Source organism: Lactobacillus sp. X-49 (assembly GCF_057063645.1).
The window spans coordinates 1-22,531 of record NZ_JBXSQM010000001.1 but is presented as its reverse complement, the minus strand read 5'-3'; the positions used below and the strand labels follow the sequence as shown (position 1 = coordinate 22,531).

The 22,531-nt window shown below is 34.8% G+C and carries 19 protein-coding genes, 2 tRNA genes and 1 pseudogene; 6 read left to right on the top strand and 16 right to left on the bottom strand.

Annotated elements, in window-relative coordinates:
• Positions 1-110: 110 nt before the first annotated feature.
• The 4 genes from ACYIAQ_RS00110 (at position 111) to ACYIAQ_RS00095 (ending at position 3,318) form a co-directional block, all read left to right on the top strand.
• On the top strand, positions 111-902 hold the full coding sequence (locus ACYIAQ_RS00110) for a bifunctional DNA primase/polymerase (protein ID WP_483563052.1): 792 nt from the start codon (positions 111-113) through the stop codon (positions 900-902).
• Positions 895-2,334, top strand: coding sequence for a DNA primase family protein (locus tag ACYIAQ_RS00105; RefSeq protein ID WP_483563051.1), 1,440 nt, complete (start codon positions 895-897; stop codon positions 2,332-2,334). The genes ACYIAQ_RS00110 and ACYIAQ_RS00105 overlap by 8 nt, the downstream gene beginning before the upstream one ends.
• A 467-nt stretch (positions 2,335-2,801) precedes the next feature.
• Positions 2,802-2,942 (top strand): hypothetical protein, encoded by a 141-nt coding sequence (locus ACYIAQ_RS00100; RefSeq protein ID WP_483563050.1) that lies wholly within the window; start codon positions 2,802-2,804, stop codon positions 2,940-2,942.
• 79 nt (positions 2,943-3,021) lie between these two features.
• Positions 3,022-3,318, top strand: coding sequence for a hypothetical protein (locus ACYIAQ_RS00095; protein WP_483563049.1), 297 nt, complete (start codon positions 3,022-3,024; stop codon positions 3,316-3,318).
• 857 nt (positions 3,319-4,175) lie between these two features.
• Here the strand turns inward: ACYIAQ_RS00095 and ACYIAQ_RS00090 are convergent.
• From ACYIAQ_RS00090 to pth, 16 genes and pseudogenes are all read right to left on the bottom strand, one after another.
• The gene (locus ACYIAQ_RS00090; RefSeq protein ID WP_483563048.1) at positions 4,176-4,565 is read right to left on the bottom strand and encodes a hypothetical protein; all 390 of its coding nucleotides are present in this window, start codon (positions 4,563-4,565) and stop codon (positions 4,176-4,178) included.
• 421 nt (positions 4,566-4,986) lie between these two features.
• A tRNA-Pro gene (locus tag ACYIAQ_RS00085) sits at positions 4,987-5,060 on the bottom strand.
• A gap of 41 nt (positions 5,061-5,101) precedes the next feature.
• Positions 5,102-5,173: transfer RNA gene (locus ACYIAQ_RS00080), tRNA-Gly, on the bottom strand.
• A 977-nt stretch (positions 5,174-6,150) separates the two neighbouring features.
• Positions 6,151-6,380, bottom strand: a pseudogene (locus ACYIAQ_RS00075) (IS3 family transposase); the annotation flags it as partial.
• 258 nt (positions 6,381-6,638) lie between these two features.
• Entirely contained in the window at positions 6,639-7,775 is a 1,137-nt protein-coding gene (locus ACYIAQ_RS00070; RefSeq protein WP_483563047.1) for an SLAP domain-containing protein, read from the bottom strand.
• Positions 7,776-7,922: 147 nt separating this feature from the next.
• A complete protein-coding gene (gene lysS, locus ACYIAQ_RS00065; protein WP_483563046.1) occupies positions 7,923-9,464 on the bottom strand; it encodes a lysine--tRNA ligase in 1,542 nt (513 codons plus the stop codon).
• On the bottom strand, positions 9,465-10,496 hold the full coding sequence (dusB, locus tag ACYIAQ_RS00060) for a tRNA dihydrouridine synthase DusB (RefSeq protein ID WP_199713345.1): 1,032 nt from the start codon (positions 10,494-10,496) through the stop codon (positions 9,465-9,467).
• 101 nt (positions 10,497-10,597) lie between these two features.
• Positions 10,598-11,227, bottom strand: coding sequence for a histidine phosphatase family protein (locus tag ACYIAQ_RS00055; protein WP_483563045.1), 630 nt, complete (start codon positions 11,225-11,227; stop codon positions 10,598-10,600).
• Between the two features lie 140 nt (positions 11,228-11,367).
• On the bottom strand, positions 11,368-12,243 hold the full coding sequence (hslO, locus tag ACYIAQ_RS00050) for an Hsp33 family molecular chaperone HslO (RefSeq protein WP_483563044.1): 876 nt from the start codon (positions 12,241-12,243) through the stop codon (positions 11,368-11,370).
• Between the two features lie 42 nt (positions 12,244-12,285).
• Positions 12,286-14,463: an ATP-dependent zinc metalloprotease FtsH gene (ftsH, locus tag ACYIAQ_RS00045; protein ID WP_122023280.1), complete on the bottom strand. Its 2,178-nt coding sequence runs from the start codon at positions 14,461-14,463 to the stop codon at positions 12,286-12,288.
• 86 nt (positions 14,464-14,549) lie between these two features.
• The gene (gene tilS, locus ACYIAQ_RS00040) at positions 14,550-15,806 is read right to left on the bottom strand and encodes a tRNA lysidine(34) synthetase TilS (RefSeq protein ID WP_483563043.1); all 1,257 of its coding nucleotides are present in this window, start codon (positions 15,804-15,806) and stop codon (positions 14,550-14,552) included.
• Positions 15,796-16,161: a S1 RNA-binding domain-containing protein gene (locus ACYIAQ_RS00035; RefSeq protein ID WP_483563042.1), complete on the bottom strand. Its 366-nt coding sequence runs from the start codon at positions 16,159-16,161 to the stop codon at positions 15,796-15,798. Before ACYIAQ_RS00035 ends, tilS begins: the two co-directional genes overlap by 11 nt.
• Positions 16,158-16,538, bottom strand: coding sequence for an FtsB family cell division protein (locus ACYIAQ_RS00030; RefSeq protein WP_122023281.1), 381 nt, complete (start codon positions 16,536-16,538; stop codon positions 16,158-16,160). The genes ACYIAQ_RS00035 and ACYIAQ_RS00030 overlap by 4 nt, the downstream gene beginning before the upstream one ends.
• A 78-nt stretch (positions 16,539-16,616) precedes the next feature.
• Positions 16,617-16,859 carry an RNA-binding S4 domain-containing protein gene (locus tag ACYIAQ_RS00025; protein WP_122018876.1) on the bottom strand — a complete coding sequence of 81 codons (243 nt, stop codon included), beginning with the start codon at positions 16,857-16,859 and terminating at the stop codon, positions 16,617-16,619.
• An 11-nt stretch (positions 16,860-16,870) separates the two neighbouring features.
• Positions 16,871-20,362, bottom strand: coding sequence for a transcription-repair coupling factor (mfd, locus tag ACYIAQ_RS00020; RefSeq protein ID WP_483563041.1), 3,492 nt, complete (start codon positions 20,360-20,362; stop codon positions 16,871-16,873).
• 2 nt (positions 20,363-20,364) lie between these two features.
• On the bottom strand, positions 20,365-20,931 hold the full coding sequence (pth, locus tag ACYIAQ_RS00015) for an aminoacyl-tRNA hydrolase (protein ID WP_483563040.1): 567 nt from the start codon (positions 20,929-20,931) through the stop codon (positions 20,365-20,367).
• A gap of 224 nt (positions 20,932-21,155) precedes the next feature.
• Here pth and cbpA point away from each other — a divergent pair, with 224 nt between their 5' ends.
• Positions 21,156-21,860: a cyclic di-AMP binding protein CbpA gene (gene cbpA / locus ACYIAQ_RS00010; RefSeq protein WP_122018881.1), complete on the top strand. Its 705-nt coding sequence runs from the start codon at positions 21,156-21,158 to the stop codon at positions 21,858-21,860.
• Between the two features lie 217 nt (positions 21,861-22,077).
• On the top strand, positions 22,078-22,531 hold a 454-nt coding region (locus ACYIAQ_RS00005; protein WP_483562690.1), incomplete at its 3' end, for a helix-turn-helix domain-containing protein.

Sequence of the window (22,531 nt, the reverse complement as noted above, 5' to 3'; positions counted from 1 at the left end):
TAATCTTAGATGTTTAACATAGTATAAAAACAAGGAGAATAATATCATGCACTATAACAAGAATATAGAATTATTGATCTTAATTCAACAACAAAGCAAGGGGATTAGCAATGAATAACTTAGATTGGGCTATTAAATATGCTGAACACGGGTTTTCAGTAATCCCTACCAATGTTAATTTAAAGAGCCCTGCAATTCCTCATTCCAATAAACCAAGTCTCACAGACAAAGAAATAACTCAATTATGGACAGATAACCCTAATTTGGGTATTGCATGGAAAATGACTAATATATTTAGTGTTGACATTGACACCCCTAAGCATAGTGGGAAAACAAAAATAGACGGTTTTAAATCAATTAGAGAAAGCATCCCTATTGATTGGCTACCTGATACCTTAACTGCCCTAACCCCTAATGATGGTTTACATCTATATTATTTAAAAAAGGACGGTCAACCTAATAAGACCAAAGCGGGGTTCTTACCAGGGGTAGATATTCAAGCCGAACAAGGCAATATTTCTTTAGTACCTCCTACCGTGATTAATGGTGTTAGTTATGAGTGGGTTAATCCTGATCAGCCTGTTGTTGAAGCACCTACAGAACTAATTGAATTCATTCAACAGAAAACTCAAAAAGGTATTAAGGCCAAAAAACATTATTATGGCCGTAAAACATGGACAGGCTGCTTACTAGATGAATTATTTTATCCGCAGATAGTAGGTAAGCGAAATGACTACCTTACCCATATTATTGGCAAACTATTTAAAACAGGCGCAAGAGCAGAAACTATTTACCAATTGGCAATTATCGCTAATAACCAGTTTCAAGAACCTTTGCCTAAAAACGAGGTAACTCGTACTTTTAATAGCATTTTAGAACGAGAGGTTAACAATATTGCCTGAAAACAAACCAGAATTAGTTAAAACAGACCCTAAAAAGTTAGAACTGTATAATAAATCAGTCAAATCTACCCCTGATTGGATAGTCCTTGACGATGACGGCAAGCCTAAAGTTAATATCGCAATCCTTGGTAAAACTGTTCTTGCAAAACATAACTGTATTATTGTTGAGAATGGTGATAAAGAAGACTATTACGAATATAACTATAACGAGGGACATTGGGAGCTTAGAAATATTAAGAGCATCAAGAGTGCTATTACAAAGCTTTTAAACAAGCAGCACATGTGGACTGATCGAGCGGCTAGGGATGCATTTCACTTTGTTAGCGACAGCATTAAGCGCGTTAAATGGACTAATACCTTTGGTAAGAAACCAGGGCGTTACTTCAACTTTAAAAATGGTGTTTGGGATTGGGATGCATTCAAACTACAAGAGCATGATCCTAAATATTATTTTACTTCCTGTGTTGATTATGACCTGGTGGTTAATGATAAATACCCAGACGCACAAGCTGTTATTAATAGTTGGAAAAACAAAGCCAACTGGTTAGAAACAGAAAATTGGTTAGCTCTTTCGGTAGGCGAAAATATGCAATCATTGATGGAATTTATTGGTTACATCTTCTACCCCAGTTACGAACCTATTCAATTATTTATTATCTTATTAAGCCCAGGTGGTGACGGTAAGACAACTTTTATGAACTATCTTACTACTCTAGTTGGACATGAAAACACTTCTTTTGTCTCATTAATTGATCTAGCAGATAAAAAGCCCAACAATTTTAGTCATTCAGAATTATACAATAAGTATTTAAATGAATATGACGATATATCTAATGCATACATCCCTGATACTACTGTTTTACAGAAATTAACTGGTGGTAGTTCAATTACTGCACCAGTTAAAAATCGACCAGGGATAGCATTATTTAATTATGCCAAATTATTATTTGCAGCCAATGACTTACCTAGTTTCAGTAATACCACTAATGCCTTTTACCGCCGAATCAATGTGATCAAATTCTATAAGATAAATAACTTTGAACAGACCATAGATATGAAAAAGGTCAAAAAAGAACGAGGCGAATTTGTTTACAAGTGCATTGTCTTAGCAAGGGATGCAATGAAAAGAAAAGAAATTAAACAAACCCAATCAATTATTGAGCAGAGAGGCAATTGGCTAGAGGATAACGACCCTATAAAGCAATTTCTTAATGAGAATTGTATCTTGGTTACAACGGAAGAAACTAACGAAAACGATTTGTACAATGCTTATAATACCTGGTGTTTTAAATATAATTTTAAACCAGTTAGTAAAATAAAATTCAAAAAAGAGCTTGAAAACAAAGGTATCTTTAGAAGCGTCGAAAATAAACGGATTGCTGGAAACAGGCGTAAAAGACGGTACTTTTATAAAGGTATCAGCTTAAATTAAAGATTGGTACAAAATACGGATTTCAATAAACCATTATTAGAGGAAGTACGGTACAAGTGGAACTTTCAAAGGTACAAACAAAAACATACACCCAACCCGTTACGAGAGTATGTACGGTACAAGAGGTACATTCTTTTTTTAATAAATAGAATTATATATAAAGGCTATACAGTAGACACCCTACTACTACATACCCTCTATATATTCTCCCGTAATTCAAAAAAATAGTGTACATTTTGTACTAAGCTTACAGCCTGTAAGCTAGAGGGCAATTTTATAATTTGTACCCAAAATACCAATTGGCTTTAATCCTTGATACCAAAGGCTTTATAAATTTAAATGTTTGTACCATATTTCTGTACCAAATTAGAACGACATAACAGGAATAGATTCAGTAGCTAATAACTAAAGGAATGATTAACATGACGAATATATATTTAACAAACGGATTTCTTAGAAGAACGAGAATGGATATAGAAGATGTTCATAATTTGATTAACCGTACAAAGGATGATTACATTCAAATTGATAACAATCTTTCAAGTAAAACCTGCAAAGTATTAATTAATAAGAACACTATATCTACTATTGAAGATATGGGACATTAACAAAGATTCACATAATTAGTTAGTGGTTAATTGACATACCACCTAATTCAGAATATTAAACTTAAGCAAAGGAAAAATTATGTATTACTCAATTAACAATGCTGCAGATTATGACATGATGCAATTAGTTAAAAAAATAGAAAAAGGTTCTGGTAAGCAAGCAGCTGTGCATTTCTGTAATTGTATGATGTTAATTTGCAATAAAGCAGAACATAGCAATTACTTAAATGAATTAAATAGTAGATTATGGTTTACTAGAATTGCTGTAGAACATGACGGCACACCTATTCTGATAACAAGTTCAACTACAAGTGATGGTCTATATATCTACACTATTTTAGATAACCATGTTAAACGTGAATTTAAACAAATATAAACCAGAATACCGTCGCAATTCGTGACGGTATTTTTTATGCTAACAAATGCTAACAGCTAAGCAACGTACCTAAAACAGGGACGGAACTTTTAGAGGATATTTCAAATTTTAAAATTTATTCCTAACATTTTTAACAGGCGGGGGCTACTCTCTTTATTGAAGAGAGCACTCACACAAAGCGTCCCTAAATTTTATGCGAACAGTAATTAAACGTTTGGGTAAAATCGTGAGTAATTAAAAAAGACCGTGTGCATCCCCCGCCCCTATTCTTCATCTAGAGGAGCCGCAACAAGTGGTGTTCGCTTTCGTGACACCACTATTTTTTAAAACTTTTTGATAGGGGGGTATCTATGGCAAAAGATGATTTATCAAGGCTAAAATTCCCTAAAATAAAATTACAGGTTTTCTGAGGTAGTTAGCTTATCAGGGATGCATAATTTAGTTCTCCCCAAAATTGGGTAAATCTATTAACTTAACAAATATACTTACAGATTATATTTTAACCAAACCATTTTTGGATTGGTTGCATACTTGTGCTTCAAAAAGGGTGCACATCATTTAAAAAGTGTGCATTGATGAAACAGGCTATAGATCAACACTTTATCCTGTTTTTTGTTTAATAAATACCCTAGTAAATGCTAGTATTTGTTAAGATACAACCGTACCTGCAGGTACACTTGTAAAATTCGAGGTCCTTTTGAAAGACCTGTATTTATTAGCGTATATCCTTATTAACAACTGTACTTACAGATACACTTGTTATAAACCTAAACCGTTATTTTCACAGCTTAGCCTTTGTCTAAAACCTGAAAAAACCTGAAAATTTTTTAAAGGGTGTCGTAAAACACGACCTCCTTTTATTTAACCAACTTAAAAGCTGGTTCTAGTCCTATTTTCTTCTGGTATTTAGCAAAGTTTTCCATGAATTCAGTTAAAGCTATTTGTTTTAATTCATAATATCGTGTTGAACCATAGCCCATTTCTACCATAGTTTTTTTATCTAGCTGCCTTTTTAAATAAGCTTCTGTTAGTATCTTTCTTGATTTAACAGAACAAACTTGAATAGCTTTACCAGCAGCCCACGTTATCTTACCCGCATAAGCAATATCTTCATCAGTACGCTCTTCAGTTAATACAGGGAGCTGATCTACATTATCCGCTAGTAAATCTCTTCTATGGCGATTACATAGTGCTAATAAATGGTCTAAATCATGTTTAAATAAGTCCTTTACTTCATCAGTTTCCATACTTGCATCTCCATATTTTGCGCTCTTAGCGTTTTATTTTTAACCTAAGCAAAAGTATACCTAAAAGGCAAAAGCAAAGAAATAGAATGCTTTTTTTGCATTCTCTCGAAAGTATCAGACTGATATCGAAAGCCCTTTTTATGGCGCCCCATTTTAGTTAATTCTGTATCTTTTAAAAAATATGAAGTCGTTTTTTGTACTTCTTGGTGGTCAAACTATTTATTAGATTATTATAAAAGCCCTATAAATCAATCTTTAGCTAAATATCTAAGATTAGCCCACCTGCACGTACTCTTAAAAATATGAAGTCTAATATGAAGTCTTTTAGCCTAATTTCAGGTAATTTCAAAAAATCAGAAAAAATAAAAATGCCTTAGTATCAACGTTTGAAGCTAATTGAAACTAAGACAAATCTTCATTATCGGGAAAACAGGATTCGAACCTGCGACCTCTACGTCCCGAACGTAGCGCTCTACCAAGCTGAGCTATTTCCCGTTAAATAAAAAATCCCATCGTAGTAGACGGGATTTATCTGAAGCGGAAGACGGGATTCGAACCCGCGACCCCCACCATGGCAAGGTGATGTTCTACCACTGAACTACTTCCGCAAGACATCTATTATTATAGCAGACAGATATAGTTTTTCAACCTTTTTTTAAAAAAATCTAAATAGCTAGTTATTTTATAAGACAAAAGATTATTACATTAACAAAAATTCGGTATATTTGTACAAATAATAATAAAAAGAAAAGATCTATGCAAAATGAACCAGAAAATTTATTGCACTTATTCAAAAATCAACTATCCTTTACTGATCAACATGTATGTATACTCTTAAACAATCTTGGAAGTATTGATCCACATTTTTGCGATAAACTTAGTTATAGTCTTTTAGCACGTTGCTTTCAGGAAAATTCTTTTAGTAAAAGCAACTTAGAGTGATTATCAATTTTTTTATTAATAAAAAGACCCTGTTTTATCAAATTACTGAACCTGAGAATAATGCTGCTTTTTTGCAATCATTTACTGCCCTATTGGGGAAGCACTAATTTTGAAAATGGATAGTGACCGGACTATTATAACCACCGATTAACGTCAAATAATGTTCAATTGGAGTATTGCCTACTTAGAATTAAAAAGGAATTATCGCAGTTTTTAAAAAATAAAGGTTGGTCACATAGTATCGCACATGGTAGTGACTTTTTAGCTGCAACATCCCCAATTTATCATTCAAGACCAAATAGATCTTTTAAATTTAATCCGTACGATTTTTAACAATATGCAAACTTTCTTTGTTGATAAAGAAGAAAAGTGATTGGCTTATGCTTTTTTCAAGGGCTTAAAACTCAGAAATTTTCTACTTCCACTTTTATTGAATTCATTAATGAACGAATTTATCCAATGATAATTTACTCGGGTGACATCAACTGAGTGCCTGGTTAGCAATGCTTCAAGGTTGGTATTTTTTCCTAAAAAGGCCTGAGTTACAAGTGCCAATTGCTAATTTAATTAATAATAAACGTTGATATATAAAAAACAGGTAGCTGATGATATGAATCCCAAAATTAGGACACTCTATTAACTGCTAACTGAGGACTAACTGCCGATATTCACCTTTTAGTTTGATTTTAATTCTTTTCTGGTTGTAATACTCATGTAGTCCCTGATTGCGTCTTTTAGTTCATTGAGATTTTTAAATTGCTTTTCAAACCCGTAAAACATTTCCCGCTTGAGTATGCCAAAGAAGCCTTCCAAGCCATCATTAAGTAAATTCCCTTTGCGTGGCCAATCGTGCAACATGCCATAACTTTTCAAACCCAAATCTAGTGCTACTTGATAGCCAGGCCGTGACGTGCAATCAATGCAAGCAAATAATCAATATTAGACCTTCTAACCTAGTAACGCCAACTTAATTTAGTAGAACTAATTTGTTAATCATGCCAAAGATGATAGCTTGTAATTTTATCTTGTTTAGATAATTTAGACATAAAAATACGACCTCTGAAATTATCTTAATTTCGGGGGCCATATCATTCATTTGAATGAAGTCTTTTTTCTAAAGTTATTTTTACGTTATTTCAAATCAGCTACAAGTGAGCCCAAATCATCGGTACCATTTGCAAAATAAACACCAACACCTATAGAAGTCCAACTAGAATTTAAAAGATTCTTTTTGTGAGCCCATCCTTGATCTGCATCATTTACCATAAATTGATTATATGCAAATTTAGCTAGATCTTTTGGAGTATCGTCAGAATAAACCATAATTCCTGTTTCAACTTCACCACCAGCATCATTTGGCAATAAAGAATTACCATTTGCATCTTGGTGATCATCTTCGTCACCAGTGTTAATTAAAGTAGTTCCATCATGAATAGCACGTTGCTGAGATTCAGAGCTAAAGCTTGAATCAAGAATTAAAGGATTTGCACCATTCTCTTGACGGGCTTGGTTGATAAGCTGAACAAAGTCTCTTATTACTTGTTGACGTTGCGATTCAGTCAAATTACCCACGATAGTATTCTTATCTTTATTAGTATTTACATGACGACCATTGGTTGAAGAACCACTGTGGCTACCTGAGTTATTCAAACTACCGTTGCCGCTGTTGTTGTTTGAACTGTTAGTGCTTTGTACTATTGAATCAGTATCATCTTTGTTGACCCATTGATCTTTGCCAATTTCGTACATGTCATTTTCTTCTGCATATACATTGTACGTACCATGTAGAGGTATTGAAGTAATCCAATTGCCATGTGCAGTAGCATGAGAAGCACTGTATATATCGATATTATTGTTATCAATTTTTATTTGAAATTTTGGAGTACCCATACCATTGGTATTAATTTTTGTAGTAGTTAGCGAAGTAGTATTTGAACCTTTTTTTACTTTGTATGAGTGCAGTTTGGCAACATTTGAAGCCTTAACGTAACGATTCTTACCTACACGGTAATACTTTTTACCATGAATATATTTTACTGAGTAGTATCTGTAAGAATGATGTCTGTATAACTTATGTCTGCCAATTCTGTGTCCTATGTAGTTATAGAGATATGCGTTGTGTTTTAAAGTAATTTTCTTAGCTGCGGCTTCTACAATAGCAGTTTGCCCAAATGGAACAATATTTGTGTTGCTTGCAATTAATGGAGTAGCAAGACCGACAGAAACAACTGTAGTTAAAATAACTTTCTTAAATGTAGTATTTTTCATTTTGTTTTCTCCTTTTCAAATCAAATCTTTTTAATCATCTAATTAAATGCTACAAAATTTTGAAATCCAAAAATGAAAACTTGATATGACCCCCGAAATTATCTTAATTTCGGGGGTCATATCGTGTCATACTTGCTTTTTGATAAGTTATTTATTTTTCTTCGCTAAGTCTTCTTCAACTTCACGTTCAATATCTTCAATTTTTTCTGGACGCATTGTTGGGAAGAGTAACACATCCCTAATTGCTGGGGCGTCAGTTAAGAGCATTACCAAACGGTCAATCCCGATTCCCAAACCACCTGTAGGCGGCATACCATATTCCATAGCTCGTAAGTAATCTTCATCAATCATGTCGGCTTCATCATTACCGGCTTCACGCTCAGCCATTTGTGCTTCAAAACGTTCTCTTTGATCATCGGGATCATTTAATTCAGAGAAGGCATTACCATACTCCTCGCCCATGATGTAGATTTCAAAACGGTCAGTGAAGCGAGGATTATCAGCATTTTTCTTTGCTAGTGGTGAAATTTCTACCGGATGTCCATAAACAAAGGTTGGATCGATAATGGTTTCTTCACAATACTTTTCAAAGAAAGCATTGATGATGTGGCCGACTTTCCAGAAACTTTCGACTTGAATATCATGTTCTTTAGCAATCTTGGTTGCTTCTTCAATACTCATTTCTTGCCAGAAATTAACACCAGTCTTCTCTTTAATTAAATCAACCATGTGAACACGTCGGAAAGGCTTGCCTAAGTCAATTTCTGTTCCTTGATACGTAACCTTACCGTCATCTGTAACCACATCAGCAGCCGCACGAATAATACCCTCTGCTTCATCCATCACATCATGAAAATCCCAATATGCAGCATACGTTTCTAGTTCGGTAAATTCTGGATTATGATGAGTATCTAGACCTTCATTTCTGAAAACACGGCCAATCTCGTATACGCGTTCCATATCACCAACAATTAATCGCTTTAAAGGTAATTCAAGCGCAATTCTCATATATAAATCAATGTCTAGTGCATTATGATGAGATATGAATGGACGTGCTTCAGCACCACCTGGAATATTATGCAAAACTGGTGTTTCCACTTCTAAGAAATCTTTTTTGTTTAGAAAATCCCTAATTGCCTGAATAATCTTAGTCCGGTTAACAAATCGCTCATAACTTTGGCGATTTGAAATAAGATCAAGATAACGTTGGCGATAAATCTGCTCTACATCCTTTAATCCATGATACTTATCAGGTAGTGGCCGTAAAGACTTAGACAAAAAAGTAACGTGTGTTGCACGAATAGTCAATTCTCCTGTATCTGTCTTCATGACCTCACCATCAATTCCTAAAAAGTCACCAATGTCCGACTTTTTGAAAATTTGATAATTTTCTTCACCAACAATATCTTTTCTTACGTAAATTTGAACTTTACCAGTACGATCATACAAGTCAGCAAAACCAACTTTACCCTTACCTCTTTTTGCCAGCATTCTACCCGCAATTTTCGTCTTAGGCAATTCTTGATTCAGTTCGTCTTTGTCCTCATCTACATACTTTTCATTTAATGTTTGAGCCAAATCTTGACGCTCAAATTTTCTCATACCAAACGGTTCAATTCCATTCTCTCGCAATTCTTCCATTTTTTGGCGACGAACAATTAATTGGTCGTTCATATCATTTTTTGCCAATTATTTTTCCTCCATAAATTTTTCTTTTCTAGTAGCTTTTTGGGTTTGCCATTTGTTGTAATCTTCAACAAAATTATCTAATAAGTTGTAAACTTCTTGCGCCGTCCAAACTTCATTTATTTTAGCACGAGTTCTTGCCGAACGAGGAATTCCTTTCAAGTAATATGCAGCCTGCTGTCGAAATTCTGGTACGGCAATTTTTTCACCTTTTAATTCAACTAACCCAGCTAACTGATGTTTAGCAGTGGCAACTCGTTCAGCAACACTTTGTGGCGGTAATTTTTCCCCTGTTTCTAAATAGTGAACCATATCTTTTAAAATCCAGGGATTACCTAATGCAGCACGACCAACCATGACAGCAGTACAGCCAATTTCATCAAGCGCTTTTTTAGCTAATTCAGGGGTAGCAATGTCACCATTAGCTACAAATGGAATATCCAAAACCTGTGCTACTTCATGAAGAGTTTCCCAATCAGCTTTGCCAGCATACATCTGCTTACGAGTTCTACCGTGCATTGCAATCATACTTGCACCAGCTTCTTGCGCAGCTAACGCATTTTCTAGAGCAAAAATATGCTTACGATCCCATCCAATTCTCATTTTAACAGAAACTGGTTTAGAAACGTTTTGCACAACTTTATGCACCATTTGATAAATCTTATTTGCATCAAGTAACCACTTCGAGCCAGCATCAGTTTTAGTCACTTTGGGTACTGGGCATCCCATATTGATATCGATTATATCCGCATCTGTATGCTGATCGATATATTGGGCTCCTTCAAGAAGTGTGTCTTCTGTACCACCAAAAATTTGGATGCTCATTGGATGCTCTCGCGGATCAACCTGCATCATTGACATTGTTTTCTGATTACGATAAATGATTCCATGATCAGAAATCATTTCACAAACAACCATTCCTGCACCAAATTTTTTACAAGTCATCCTAAAAGCAGAATTTGACACCCCAGCCATCGGTGCTACTACTACTCGATTAGGTATAGTTATATCTCGAATTTTCCAGCTATTATCCACCAAATCATCCTTTCAATACTTTAATATCATAACAAAAAGGATCGTTTAAAGAAAATCCACGATACCAAAACATTAAAAATGTTATGCCTTAGATCTTTTGCTTAATTAACTGTGTCAAAAAAATTACCAGGTGCTACCCGATTGTAATAACGTAAAAACGCTTTTTTACTTTGATCATCAACCGAGACTTTTGAAACGCTTGCATTTTGCGCTTCTCCTATTTTGGTTATGTCTGGGCTCTGCAAAACATTTTGAATCATTGAACGTGACGCTGTACCGTGAAAAACAATTAGAATCGATTTATTCATATATTTATCCACTAAATCATGCCAAAAATTCATCAACCGCGCTGCCAAATGTTCATAACTCTCGCCGTCACAATATTCTGCATATTTTTCATTAAAATAACCCAATTCATCAAACACTTGTGGATAGCGTGATCGAATTTCAGCTGCAGATTGACCATCCCAGTCACCATAATTCATTTCTTTTAGGCGATTATCATAGATAATATCGTGCTGCCCTTGATTCAAAATTTCAGCGGTCTGCTTAGCCCTTCTTAATGGACTAGCATAAACATAGTCAATATTTTTAATATTAAAATTATCGCGTAAAGTTTCAACCTGCTTAACACCAGTCTCATTTAATGGCAAATTAGTTCCTGATCCGTTAATAGCCAAGGTCTTATTAGTATCTGTTTGACCATGACGCACAATATAAACATTTAGCATTAGCTACACTCCTTTACTTGTTTAATATAACTAACTCATTATAATCAAAATTATAATTCTCCGCATCTTTATTTTTGTAATAGAATTTTTCTAAACACGAGAAGTAGAAATATAAAACTAGGCTATATATTAGCCTTTTATTATTGTTTCTTAACTAAAATTGCTTTCAACTCATTTTCTGTAAACTGATACTTATTACCACAAAAATTACATGTTAATTCAGCCCCATGATCTTCTTTAATCATTTTTTGTAATTGGCTATTTTTTAATGTAGCTAAAATATTGGTGTACTTTTTCTTTGAACAATCACATTTATAAGCGACATCATCTTTAGATAAAATTTTACAGTCGCTTCCTAAAATTAACTTAGCTAATTCTTCTGGCTTCATACCGTCTAAAAAGGCACTTGAAAGTGCTGGTAAATTATTAATTCTCTCAATTGTTGAACTAACTAGTTTGTCACTTGCTCCTGGCAAGGCTTGTAACATAAAGCCACTTGCTTCACCGATGGAATTATTAGGATTAACAAAAATTGATAAGCCGACTGCAGATGGTATCTGTTCAGATTTGGTCAAATAATATGCAACATCTTCAGCTATTTCACCGGAAACAATTGGAACTTGCCCTGTGTATGGTTTTTTTAATCCCAAATCTTTGGTTACTTCTAGCCACCCTTGTCCAACAGCTGTTTTAACATCAATATGTCCATTTTCCTTTGGCGGAAGTGCAATATGAGAATTTTTGACATACCCTTTAACCGTCAAATCTGACTTTGCAGTTACAACGGTTGGCCCCACAGGCCCATCACCAAGCAAGCGAACGGTTAATTCTTCTTTTTCAGTTAACTCAGCCCCAGCAAGAAGCACACCGGCAATTAACGTCCTTCCTAAAACGGCGGACGAGGCAGACCATGTATCATGCCGCAAGTGGGCTTCTTGAACCAAGTTTTTTGCTGTAATTGTTAATAAACGTAAATTTTTGGTTTTGTCAATTGCTTTAACTAAATAATCGGTCATTATATTCTCCTAAAAAAATAGAGCCTCATTAGGCCCTATTGATTATTTGGCTTGCGGATCATCATCCGAAGCCGATTTGTTTTTATCTGAATCAGTATTAGTAGACTTGGAAACTTGTTGATCATTTTCACTAAATTTAGAAAAATCATTTTTTTCAGGGTTTTCAGGATTCTTCGCTTCAATTTCCTTATTCTTTTCTTCGGGTGACTCAACATGATCATCAGAAGTTAATTTATGATTTTCTTTCTTTTCAGCTGCTGCTTTGGCTTCCTCATAAGTTAGTGCTTGCGACTCACTCGGATATTCTTGCTCACTTTTTTCTGGCATTTTACCTGTCGTATAAAGCGACATTATTTGCTTTTCATCTAGTGTTTCATATTTAAGCAGTGCCTCTGCAATAATGCGGTGCTTTTCACGGTTGTTCTTCACGATTTCAACCGCTTCTTGATGAGCTTCATCAAGTAATCCTTTAACTGCTTCATCGATCTTAGCGGAGGTTGCTTCACTATATGGCTTCAAACCGTAAGCGTTAGTTTCTCCTTCTTTTTCAAGTTCAACCATTCCTAATGAGTCAGTCATACCATAATTGACAACCATGCTATGGGCTATTTGAGTTGCTTGTTCAAAATCATTGGATGCACCAGTTGATTGATCTCCAACAACAACCTCTTCACCAGCTCGACCACCCATTAAGCCAACAATTTGTTCCATTAACTGTTTCTTAGTTAATAAAAACTGATCATCTTTTGGCATCATTAAATTATAACCGCCCGTACGACCATGCGGAACAATGGTAACTTTACGAACTGTTCGCGAATCACTTAAAACTAATCCACAAATTGAGTGACCAGCTTCATGGAAAGCAACTCTTTGTCTTTCCTTTTGTGAAATCATACTATTTCTCTTTGCAGGACCAGCAATAACTCGATCTTCTGCTTCATCTAAATCCAAAGCAGTAATTTCATTACCATTACGTCTTGCAGCCAATAGAGCAGCTTCATTTAATAAGTTAGCCAAATCAGCACCAACAAATCCCGGAGTTTGTCGAGCAATTTCCTTGAGATCAACATCATCTGCAAGCGGCATGTTCTTAGCATGAACACGCAAAATTGCTTCACGACCACGAACATCTGGAGAGCCGACTAAAATCTTACGATCAAAACGACCTGGCCTCAATAAAGCAGGATCCAAAACATCTGAACGGTTTGTAGCTGCGATTACAATAACTCCTTCGTTGCCTTCAAAGCCATCCATTTCTACTAATAACTGGTTTAATGTCTGCTCACGTTCATCATTTCCGCCACCATTTGCATTTCCACCACGACGTCGGCCTATTGCATCGATCTCATCAATGAAAATGATACTTGGTGCATTCTTTTTAGCGTTTGTAAACAAGTCACGTACACGGCTAGCACCGACCCCAACAAACATCTCAACAAAATCCGATCCGGAAATTGAAAAGAATGGGACATTAGCCTCACCCGCAACAGCACGTGCTAATAATGTTTTACCAGTTCCTGGAGGACCTTCTAATAAAACACCCGATGGTATTTTGGCACCAAGTTTAGTAAATTTAGCTGGATTTTTCAAAAATTCAACTACTTCAACTAATTCCTGTTTTTCTTCTTCTTCACCAGCAACATCAGAAAATCGAACTTTATTTTTCTTTGGATCTTCCGGCTTAACATGCGAGCGTCCAAAGTTCATTATTCCGCCGTTGCCACCACGACCACCGCCACTTTGACTGATCATCATCCAGAGCATAACAATAAACAAAATTGTCGGAACAAGCATAACAATTGTCGAGATCCAGTTCCCAGACTGTGATTCGCCCTGTGTTGTTACTTTGGTGCCATTTCTCTGTGCTAGACTCTGAACATTTTCTACGCTCGAATCATTTTGGAGCATAGTCGTAGAAAAGCGGGTTACATTTGACCCTGAATTCCCATTAAAGAAATCAAAGTTTTTTGACTGTGATTTGCTGCTTTTTGCTGTTTTATAGCTTCCTGAAACGTTATATACACCGTTTGCAGGCTGAACGTTAAAGCTTTTAACTTTGCCTTGACGTAAATCGTTAACAAATTCCGAATAGCTAATGTTCTCACTACTACCGGAATTATCCGATCCGCCAAGCGCCCAGTTGATTCCTCCTAGTAGTAAAAGGAAAACAACAATATAGAACAAGCCGTTTGAAAACAGCCGATTCCGGTTATTCTTCATAAAAAACCTCCGCAAAGTTTCTAGAGATATACGAATAAAAGTTTATCACAAATTTCATTAATGCTCTAATATTTTAAAATTTCTTATCAATTATTGAGATAGACATAATATTTTTGTGAATCTGCTGAAACATATTGATTAGAATACGTTTGCTCAATAAAAATTGGTCTGCCTTCACCATATACTGTCAAACAGTACTGCCTTAACGCACTTGGAATTCCACTTTGAGCAAACTTTTTCTTACTTTTAACGTGTTGTCCACTTTTTAATAATAATTTTGTTCCATTAGTAAGCGAGCCAGCGCTTAAGACAATATTTTTAGCCGCATAAAATTCTCCTATTAGTGGATTTCTATGCCAACTTGTACTTATGAAAAAGCTACGCTTTCCAAAAGAAAAACTCTGATCAAGTTGAATCAGCTTTGCCTTACTAAAAAAAGATACTTCACTTTTGAGTAAGTAAAAATAATCTTGATAGGTTATCAATTCAAAATTGGCCAAATTTTCATTTACACGAATATGCCAATTATGCCAAATAAAGGATTGCCAATAAAAAATTTTCTCTTGAGCAGATAAGCTACATAAAGAATCACGTGTTATCCGATATGCTACACCTAAAAACTTCTCTGGTTTATTTAATTGAGTAAAATGCTTTTCTATCAAGCTTGTCATTAAATTCAGCTGCTGACTAAAACGCAAAGCATTTTTACCAACCGCAGAGTTTTCTCTTTTTAAAAGTGGGACAACATTATGCCTTAACCGATTGCGCAACACATCATCTTGATTATTTGTCTTATCAATAATAAACACAATGTTTTTTTGATGATCATATTCTAGTAATTCAGTCTTTTCGATAGTCAATAATGGTCTGAGTAATAAGACATCATGAAAATCACTCACGGCTTGTAAACTGTTCATTTCACGAGGATTACCCGAACGGATCAATTTAAGCAAGATGTTTTCTAATAAATCATCACAATGATGAGCAGTTAAAAGATAATCGCACATATTATCGCGGGCGACTTGCAATAAAAAAGTATAACGGTACTCTCGAGCAGCTTCCTCTATACCAGACTCAGGATGCAACTTTGTAGGCCACTTTTGCTTTACTAATTTAATTTTTTTTTGATGACAATACTTACTAATTATCTCAGTTTCGTGGAAAGAATCCGAGCGTAGTTGATGGTCTAAATGAGCAGCAACTAATTTGAATTGATATTTTTTTTTGATGTCATTTAACATATCAAGAAGTGCCATCGAATCTGGACCACCACTAACTGCAACTACAAGGGTTTTACCACTCAATGGCAAAGACATTTTTTTAAAAAAAGTATCAATTTGCATAATCAACCAATTCTTGCTGTAATTTTTTGATCTTTTTTTCCCCATTCGCCACAGTTTGGGTTAAAACTTGCAAAAAGTTTTCCTCCTTAGTAGTGGAAAATTTATTCGTGCGATCAATTAGATCGGGATCATTGAGCCTCATCTTAGATAAATCAATTTTCCCTTTATAATTGTGTAAAATGACTACCCTAAGCGGTTCTCCAACTTTATATCGGGTCCTTTCACGAAACCAGTTATCACCAAAATCACTATGGTGAACCAGCCCTGAAATATTTGGGGGTAAAGTAACAAAAATACCCAAATCAGTAATTTTATTAATCACACCGGTTACGCGCTGTCCAACTTGATATCTCATTGACCTTGATCTGTTCCTTCCGGTAAATTATAAATTGTTTCATTAGGCTTAGAATATAAAAACTTCGAACGAATAAGTTTAGTTACATATTCTGGATCTTTCAAATCATCCCGCTTAACTGTTAAACTACGTTTTTCTTCATTAATTTGATTAAGGGACTTTTTAGAGGTCTGTACTTGCTGTTTTATTTGCTTGGTTTGAGCACAAGTTTGCACAATCTGAAAGCTTAAAATCGTAAATAAAATTACAAAAACAGCAACGATTCGATTACGCCGAACACGATGTATTTCTTTTTCTCTTTTTATCTGCTTTTGTTTTAAACGTGCCACCTGTTCTTCAGAACTAAGCGAGTTATAAATACGTGGTCCCTTCATGATTTTAATCCTCTATTACTAAAACAATACCTTTTTTATTATAACAATGCTAATAATAAAAGTCATTAAAGAATCCCATTTTTAATCGATTAGTTCGTATAGTTCACTAGCTTCTGCCTTTTTTGTCGTTTCTCTAATATTGCATACCTTTGCCTTAACTTCTCTTGAACCGTACCCAACAATTATTTCATCGCCAATTTTAACGTCATAACTTGACTTAACCACTCGATCATTAACTTTAATTCTGCCCTGATCTGCCATTTCTTTTGCAATTGGGCGTCTTTTAACTAGGCGTGAAATTTTTAAAAACTTATCAATTCTCATTTTTACTTCCCCTATCTTTGAATAATATTTCTAGCAGCCTTCATAAAAATAGTAAGCTCATTAACTAATTGCCGCTGATATATTTTTTCTGATACTGTTAATAAAACAACTAGCCTTTTTTGAGGTGTTAAATTAATCCGTGCTTTTAACGAAACATGCTCGAGTGCTTTAAAAATATTCGGCCCCTCAAGTTCTTTACTTGCGGATTTTTGAAATTCGACTTTTACCTGTTGCCCTTGTTTGATAATCCGTGCAACTTGGGCTAAATCTGCTTCAAGTTTTAAATTTGAAATTGCTAGCAAATTTTCAACAGGCTGTGGATAATCACCAAAACGGTCAATCAATTCATCTTTAATTTGTTCAATTCGATCTAGATCGGCCTCTTTTATTTTTTTATAAAATTCAATTTTTTCTTCTTGATCACTAATATAATCATTTGGAATATATGCCTCTAAACCCAAATCAATCTCCGCATTACTTTTTTGGATTTTCTTTTTGCCCTTTCGCACCTGAATTGCATCTGCCAACATTTGTGAATAAAGATCGTATCCTACACTATCAATAAAGCCGTGTTGTTGGGCTCCCAGCATGTTTCCAGCACCCCGAATTGATAAATCACGCATCGCTATTTTAAAGCCTGAACCCAGTTCAGTAAAATCACGTATTGCATCTAATCTTTTTTCACCAATTTCTGTTAAAGCCTTATTAGGTTGATATAAAAAGTAGGCATAAGCTAATCTTGCACTTCGTCCAATTCGTCCACGGAGCTGATAAAGTTGACTCAAGCCATAATGGTCCGCATCTTCAATAATCATTGTATTAACATTAGGCATATCTATTCCAGTTTCAATAATCGTCGTTGTAACAAGTACATCAAATTCTCGGTTTAAAAAACGATAGAGAATATCTTCCATTTGATTTTTACTCATTCGACCATGAACACTCGCAATCTTAGCTTTCGGTAAAAGTTGCTGTAACTTTATAACAACTTCATCAATATCGTTAATTCGATTATGCAGGTAAAAGACTTGTCCATCACGTTGCATTTCACGCAAACAAGCATCCTTAACAACGCTTGGCAATTCTTCCATTACATAAGTTTGAATTGGAAAGCGATTTGATGGTGGCGTTTCCATTACTGACAAATCCCTTACTCCTACCATTGACATGTGCAAAGTTCGCGGAATAGGGGTCGCAGTAAGTGTTAAAACATCAATATTAGCCTTTAATTCTTTTATCCTTTCTTTATGTTTTACCCCAAAACGTTGTTCTTCATCTACTATTAAAAGCCCTAGATCCTTAAAGTGAACATCTTCTGATAATAATCGATGTGTACCAACAACCAAATCTATTTTGCCTTGTTCAAGATCAGATGTGATTTTTTTTGCTTCAGCAAGTGTTTGAAAGCGTGATAAAACTGCATAATTAACCGGAAAATTCTTAAATCGATCTTGAATAGTTTCAAAATGTTGTTCAGCCAAAATTGTAGTCGGCACCAGAAATGCCACTTGCTTATTACTTTCAATTGCCTTAAAGGCTGCTCGCAGTGCAACCTCCGTTTTACCAAATCCAACATCCCCTACAAGAAGGCGGTCCATCGGTTTAGCTTTTTCCATGTCTTGCTTAATTTCTTTAATTGAACGTAATTGATCTGCCGTTTCCACATATGGAAAAGCATCTTCAAATTGAAGCTGTAAATCATCATCTTTAGGGTAAGCAAAGCCTTTTTCTGATTCTCGTTTAGCGTATAATTCAATTAAATCATCTGCAATATCTTCAACTTTAGATTGGACCTTGCGCTTAGTCTTAGCCCATTCACTACCGCCTAATTTATTAATATGTGGCTTCTTACCCTCAGAGGCCACATATTTTTGCACTAACTTCAATTGATCAGCTGGCACAAAAAGTTGATCGCCATGCTGGTAAGTGATCGTTATGTAATCTCTCTTCGTACCGTTATTTTCAAGAGTCTTAATTCCTTCAAACCGACCAACCCCGTGATTAACGTGGACAACATAGTCACCCGGTTTCAATTCTGTATAGTTACGTAGTCGCTGAGCGTTTTCTAATGTCTTAATTCGCCGCTGTTGATGGATAGGCTTATTAAAAAGCTCGCGTTCAGTTAAATAGACCAAATTATTGTTAGGTAAGCTAAATCCATTAGCAAAATAATTAACTACAATTTGACTTTGGTTCTCAATCAAGTTATTACTGTCAACTACCGGAATATCCATACCAAATTCTGCTAAAGTTTGACTAATTTCACGTGCGCGTTGCGAATTATCAGCTTGTAGAATTACAGTTTGACCTTTCTTTTGATAGGTCTCAATCTCTGATTTAATAAGTGGCATCTGACTAAAAAACTGTTCAGGTTGCCTTGTCGGCCAATCAAAAAGTTGTCCCAGTTGTATATGACCAATACCCCTTTGAAAAAGTGAAAAGTAAAGATGATGATGCTTATCCTTTAACCAATTTTGGTGAAAATCTGTGCGCAACTCCTGTCCTGGCAACATTGCACCTACTTTTAACTCATCATCAATGAAAGCTGCATTTTGCTCGTCCACCGTCTTAAGCGACTGGTCAATTAATGCCCAATCATCAAGAACAATCACACCATCTGAACGTAAATATTCCAGTAAATTGCTTGGATGTTCAATTAAAAAATCCACTAGAAACGAATAATTTTGAGGTAGACTTTGTTTTAACAAATCATCCAATACTGGTTCAAAGTGATTCTTGACAATTTCTTGTGGCGCCGGTGCATCAGACATCGCTAATTCGATTTTACTTGCTGCATTCTCAAGAGCGGCTTGAGTAAAAACTCGATCCTGTGCTGGACTAATAGTTACACGTTCAATAATATCTTGGCTTCGCTGACTAGCCAAATCAAGATTTTTAATTGTATCAATTTCGTCACCAAAAAATTCCATTCGCAAAGGAAGTTCACGATCCAAAGGATAAATATCTAAAATATCGCCACGTAAAGCGAATTCTCCTGGTTTAGCCACTAAATTTTCGCGCTGATAACCAGCATTGCCTAGCCAACTCGTTAACGAAGTTAATTCAAATTCCTTGCCTGCTTGAAATTGACGCTTAGCAGCTGCATAATCGCTAGGATCTGACAACTTATATTGTAATCCTTGCGGTGTAGTAACCACTATTCCTTTTTTACGACTAAGCAAAAAATTTAAAGCCTGAATTCTACTACTTAATTCATCAGGCGAACTAATAGCAGATTGTGTTGCAATTGTAGCATCAAGCGAAAAAATTTGAACACTATTATCTGGCATAATTCTGCTTAATTCATTAAATATTTTTTGGGCTTTGTTTTCATTTTCTTCTATTAAAATTAATGGTTTATCAAGGTATGCTACAATCTGACATAAAAGCAGATTAAAAGCACCGGCATTAGCACCCGTGATTAAAGAGTTTTTTACTTTAGAAATTTTGATAATAAAATCTGTTAGCGATTGATCTTTCTCAATTAAATTGGTTAAATGCATAGTTAATTATATTTATTCATTAAAAACTGGCTGCTTTTTCCCATAATAAAATCTGTAATTACATCACAGCTAGAGGCAAAAGCAATATCCATAATCTTTCTTTGCTCCGCATTAAACGGTGATAATACCCAAGAAATAACACTTGCTTGCGTTGCATTATCGGGATGCTTAATTCCAATTTTTAGGCGATTAAAATTAGTCGTCCCTAAATCTTGTATAATGCTCTTAATACCATTATGCCCCCCAGACTTTCCATTTGCACGAATACGGATTTTACCAAGTGGCATATCCATATCATCATGAATAATTAAAATATTTTTTGGCTCAATCTTGAAAAAACGAGCGAATTGTGCAATTGAGCGACCTGAATCATTCATAAAAGTTTGTGGTTCTAGTAAAATTACATCTTCACCATTAATTACCAGTTTGGTATATTTACCTTCAAATTTCTGTCGATCAAGAATCAGAGAATGCTGGCTTAAATAATAATCAATAGCCATAAAACCGGTATTATGCTTGGTACCATCATATTTTCTACCTGGATTGCCCAGACCTGCAATTATTTTCATTAGATATCCCCTTATTTTTAGTCGTAGTTAATAATAGCACATCCTAGTCTATTCAAATTCACTAACTATTTGCACTTTAATATTACTAAGTAAAAAACACTTTTTTATTTGACTGGCAAGTGATAAACTTTATTTATCAACTTTTTAATTTTAATGTTTATTTAATCCTGACTTATTATGATATACTAATTGGGATTATTCAATACTACTATGGAGGCAGTCTAATGCTTATCAAATCTTTAGTTATCAAAAAAGATTATCTGACAACGGTTAATGAACATGCTACGCTAGAAGAGGCACTAAAAATTTTGGAAGATTCTGGCTACCGCTGTGTTCCAATTTTAGATGATACTGGCACTATTTTCCGTGGCAATATTTATAAAATGCATATTTATCGCCACAAGTCACAAGGCAAAGATATGAATTTGCCAGTAACTTATTTACTTAAAAATGCAACTAAGACTATTAAGGTTAACTCACCATTTTTTAAAGTTTTTTTTACAATTAAAGATTTGCCTTATATTTCAGTTTTGGATGAAAGTGATAAATTTTATGGCATTCTAACTCACTCACGTTTACTTGATATGTTATCAGATGCTTGGAATATCAAAACTGGTTCATATGTTTTTACAGTATTAACCGATAATTCCCATGGTAATCTGGTCAAAATAGCGAAAATAATTGGTAAATATTCTAACATTGCTGGGACAATGAGTCTTGATGCTTCAGCTGCAGAAAAAAACAAAAACTTTGTACGTCGAATTTTATTTACTCTGCCAGCTGGAATAACAGAGGAAACTATGCGCACAATTGTTAAAAAATTAGAGCATAAAGGGTTTGTTGTAGCAGAAATTGAAGATTTACAAGCTGGCATGACCATTATGAGCGATGAAAATCCAGGAGTTTACATTAATGGAGCCGAAAATTAATTGATGTTGGTTATTTTATTAAAATAACCAACATCATAATTATTTGCTTTACATTTTTTGAATTTTTACAGCTATAAATATAGCTTGTCTAATTTCTTCAAGCAAGCGGGACACAGTAATGTACTTAGAAACTATACTAATTAAAACAAGATAAAAAACGTTGAGATTGAAGTTAACCCCCGGAATTGGACAAAGATTCCAATTCGGGGGTTTTCTTATGTCTAAATATTTACTAAAAACAAAATTAGAAGCAGTAGATTTGTATCAAAGAGGATTTAGTACAAAAGAAATTCAAGAGAAATTACATATCACATCACGTAGATCTATTGATGGTTGGATCAATAATTATCAACAGTATGGTAACAGAGGCCTGGAAAAAAGCTTTTCTAAGACAAGATATAGTGGTCAATTTAAATTAGAAGTCTTAAACTGGAGAAAAGAACATAGTGCCAGCTATCAAATTACTGCCAATCATTTTAATATTAAACAACATTCCACTATTGCGAATTGGCAAAGAAAATTAAATGAAGGCGGTGTTGATGCTTTATTTATTAAGCAAGGACGACCATTAATGCATAAAAAGAAAATTAAAGCAAAGAAGCATAAATATACTTCTCAAGAGTTAACTGAACTTGAACGTCTACGTTTAGAGAATCGTGCATTACATGTAG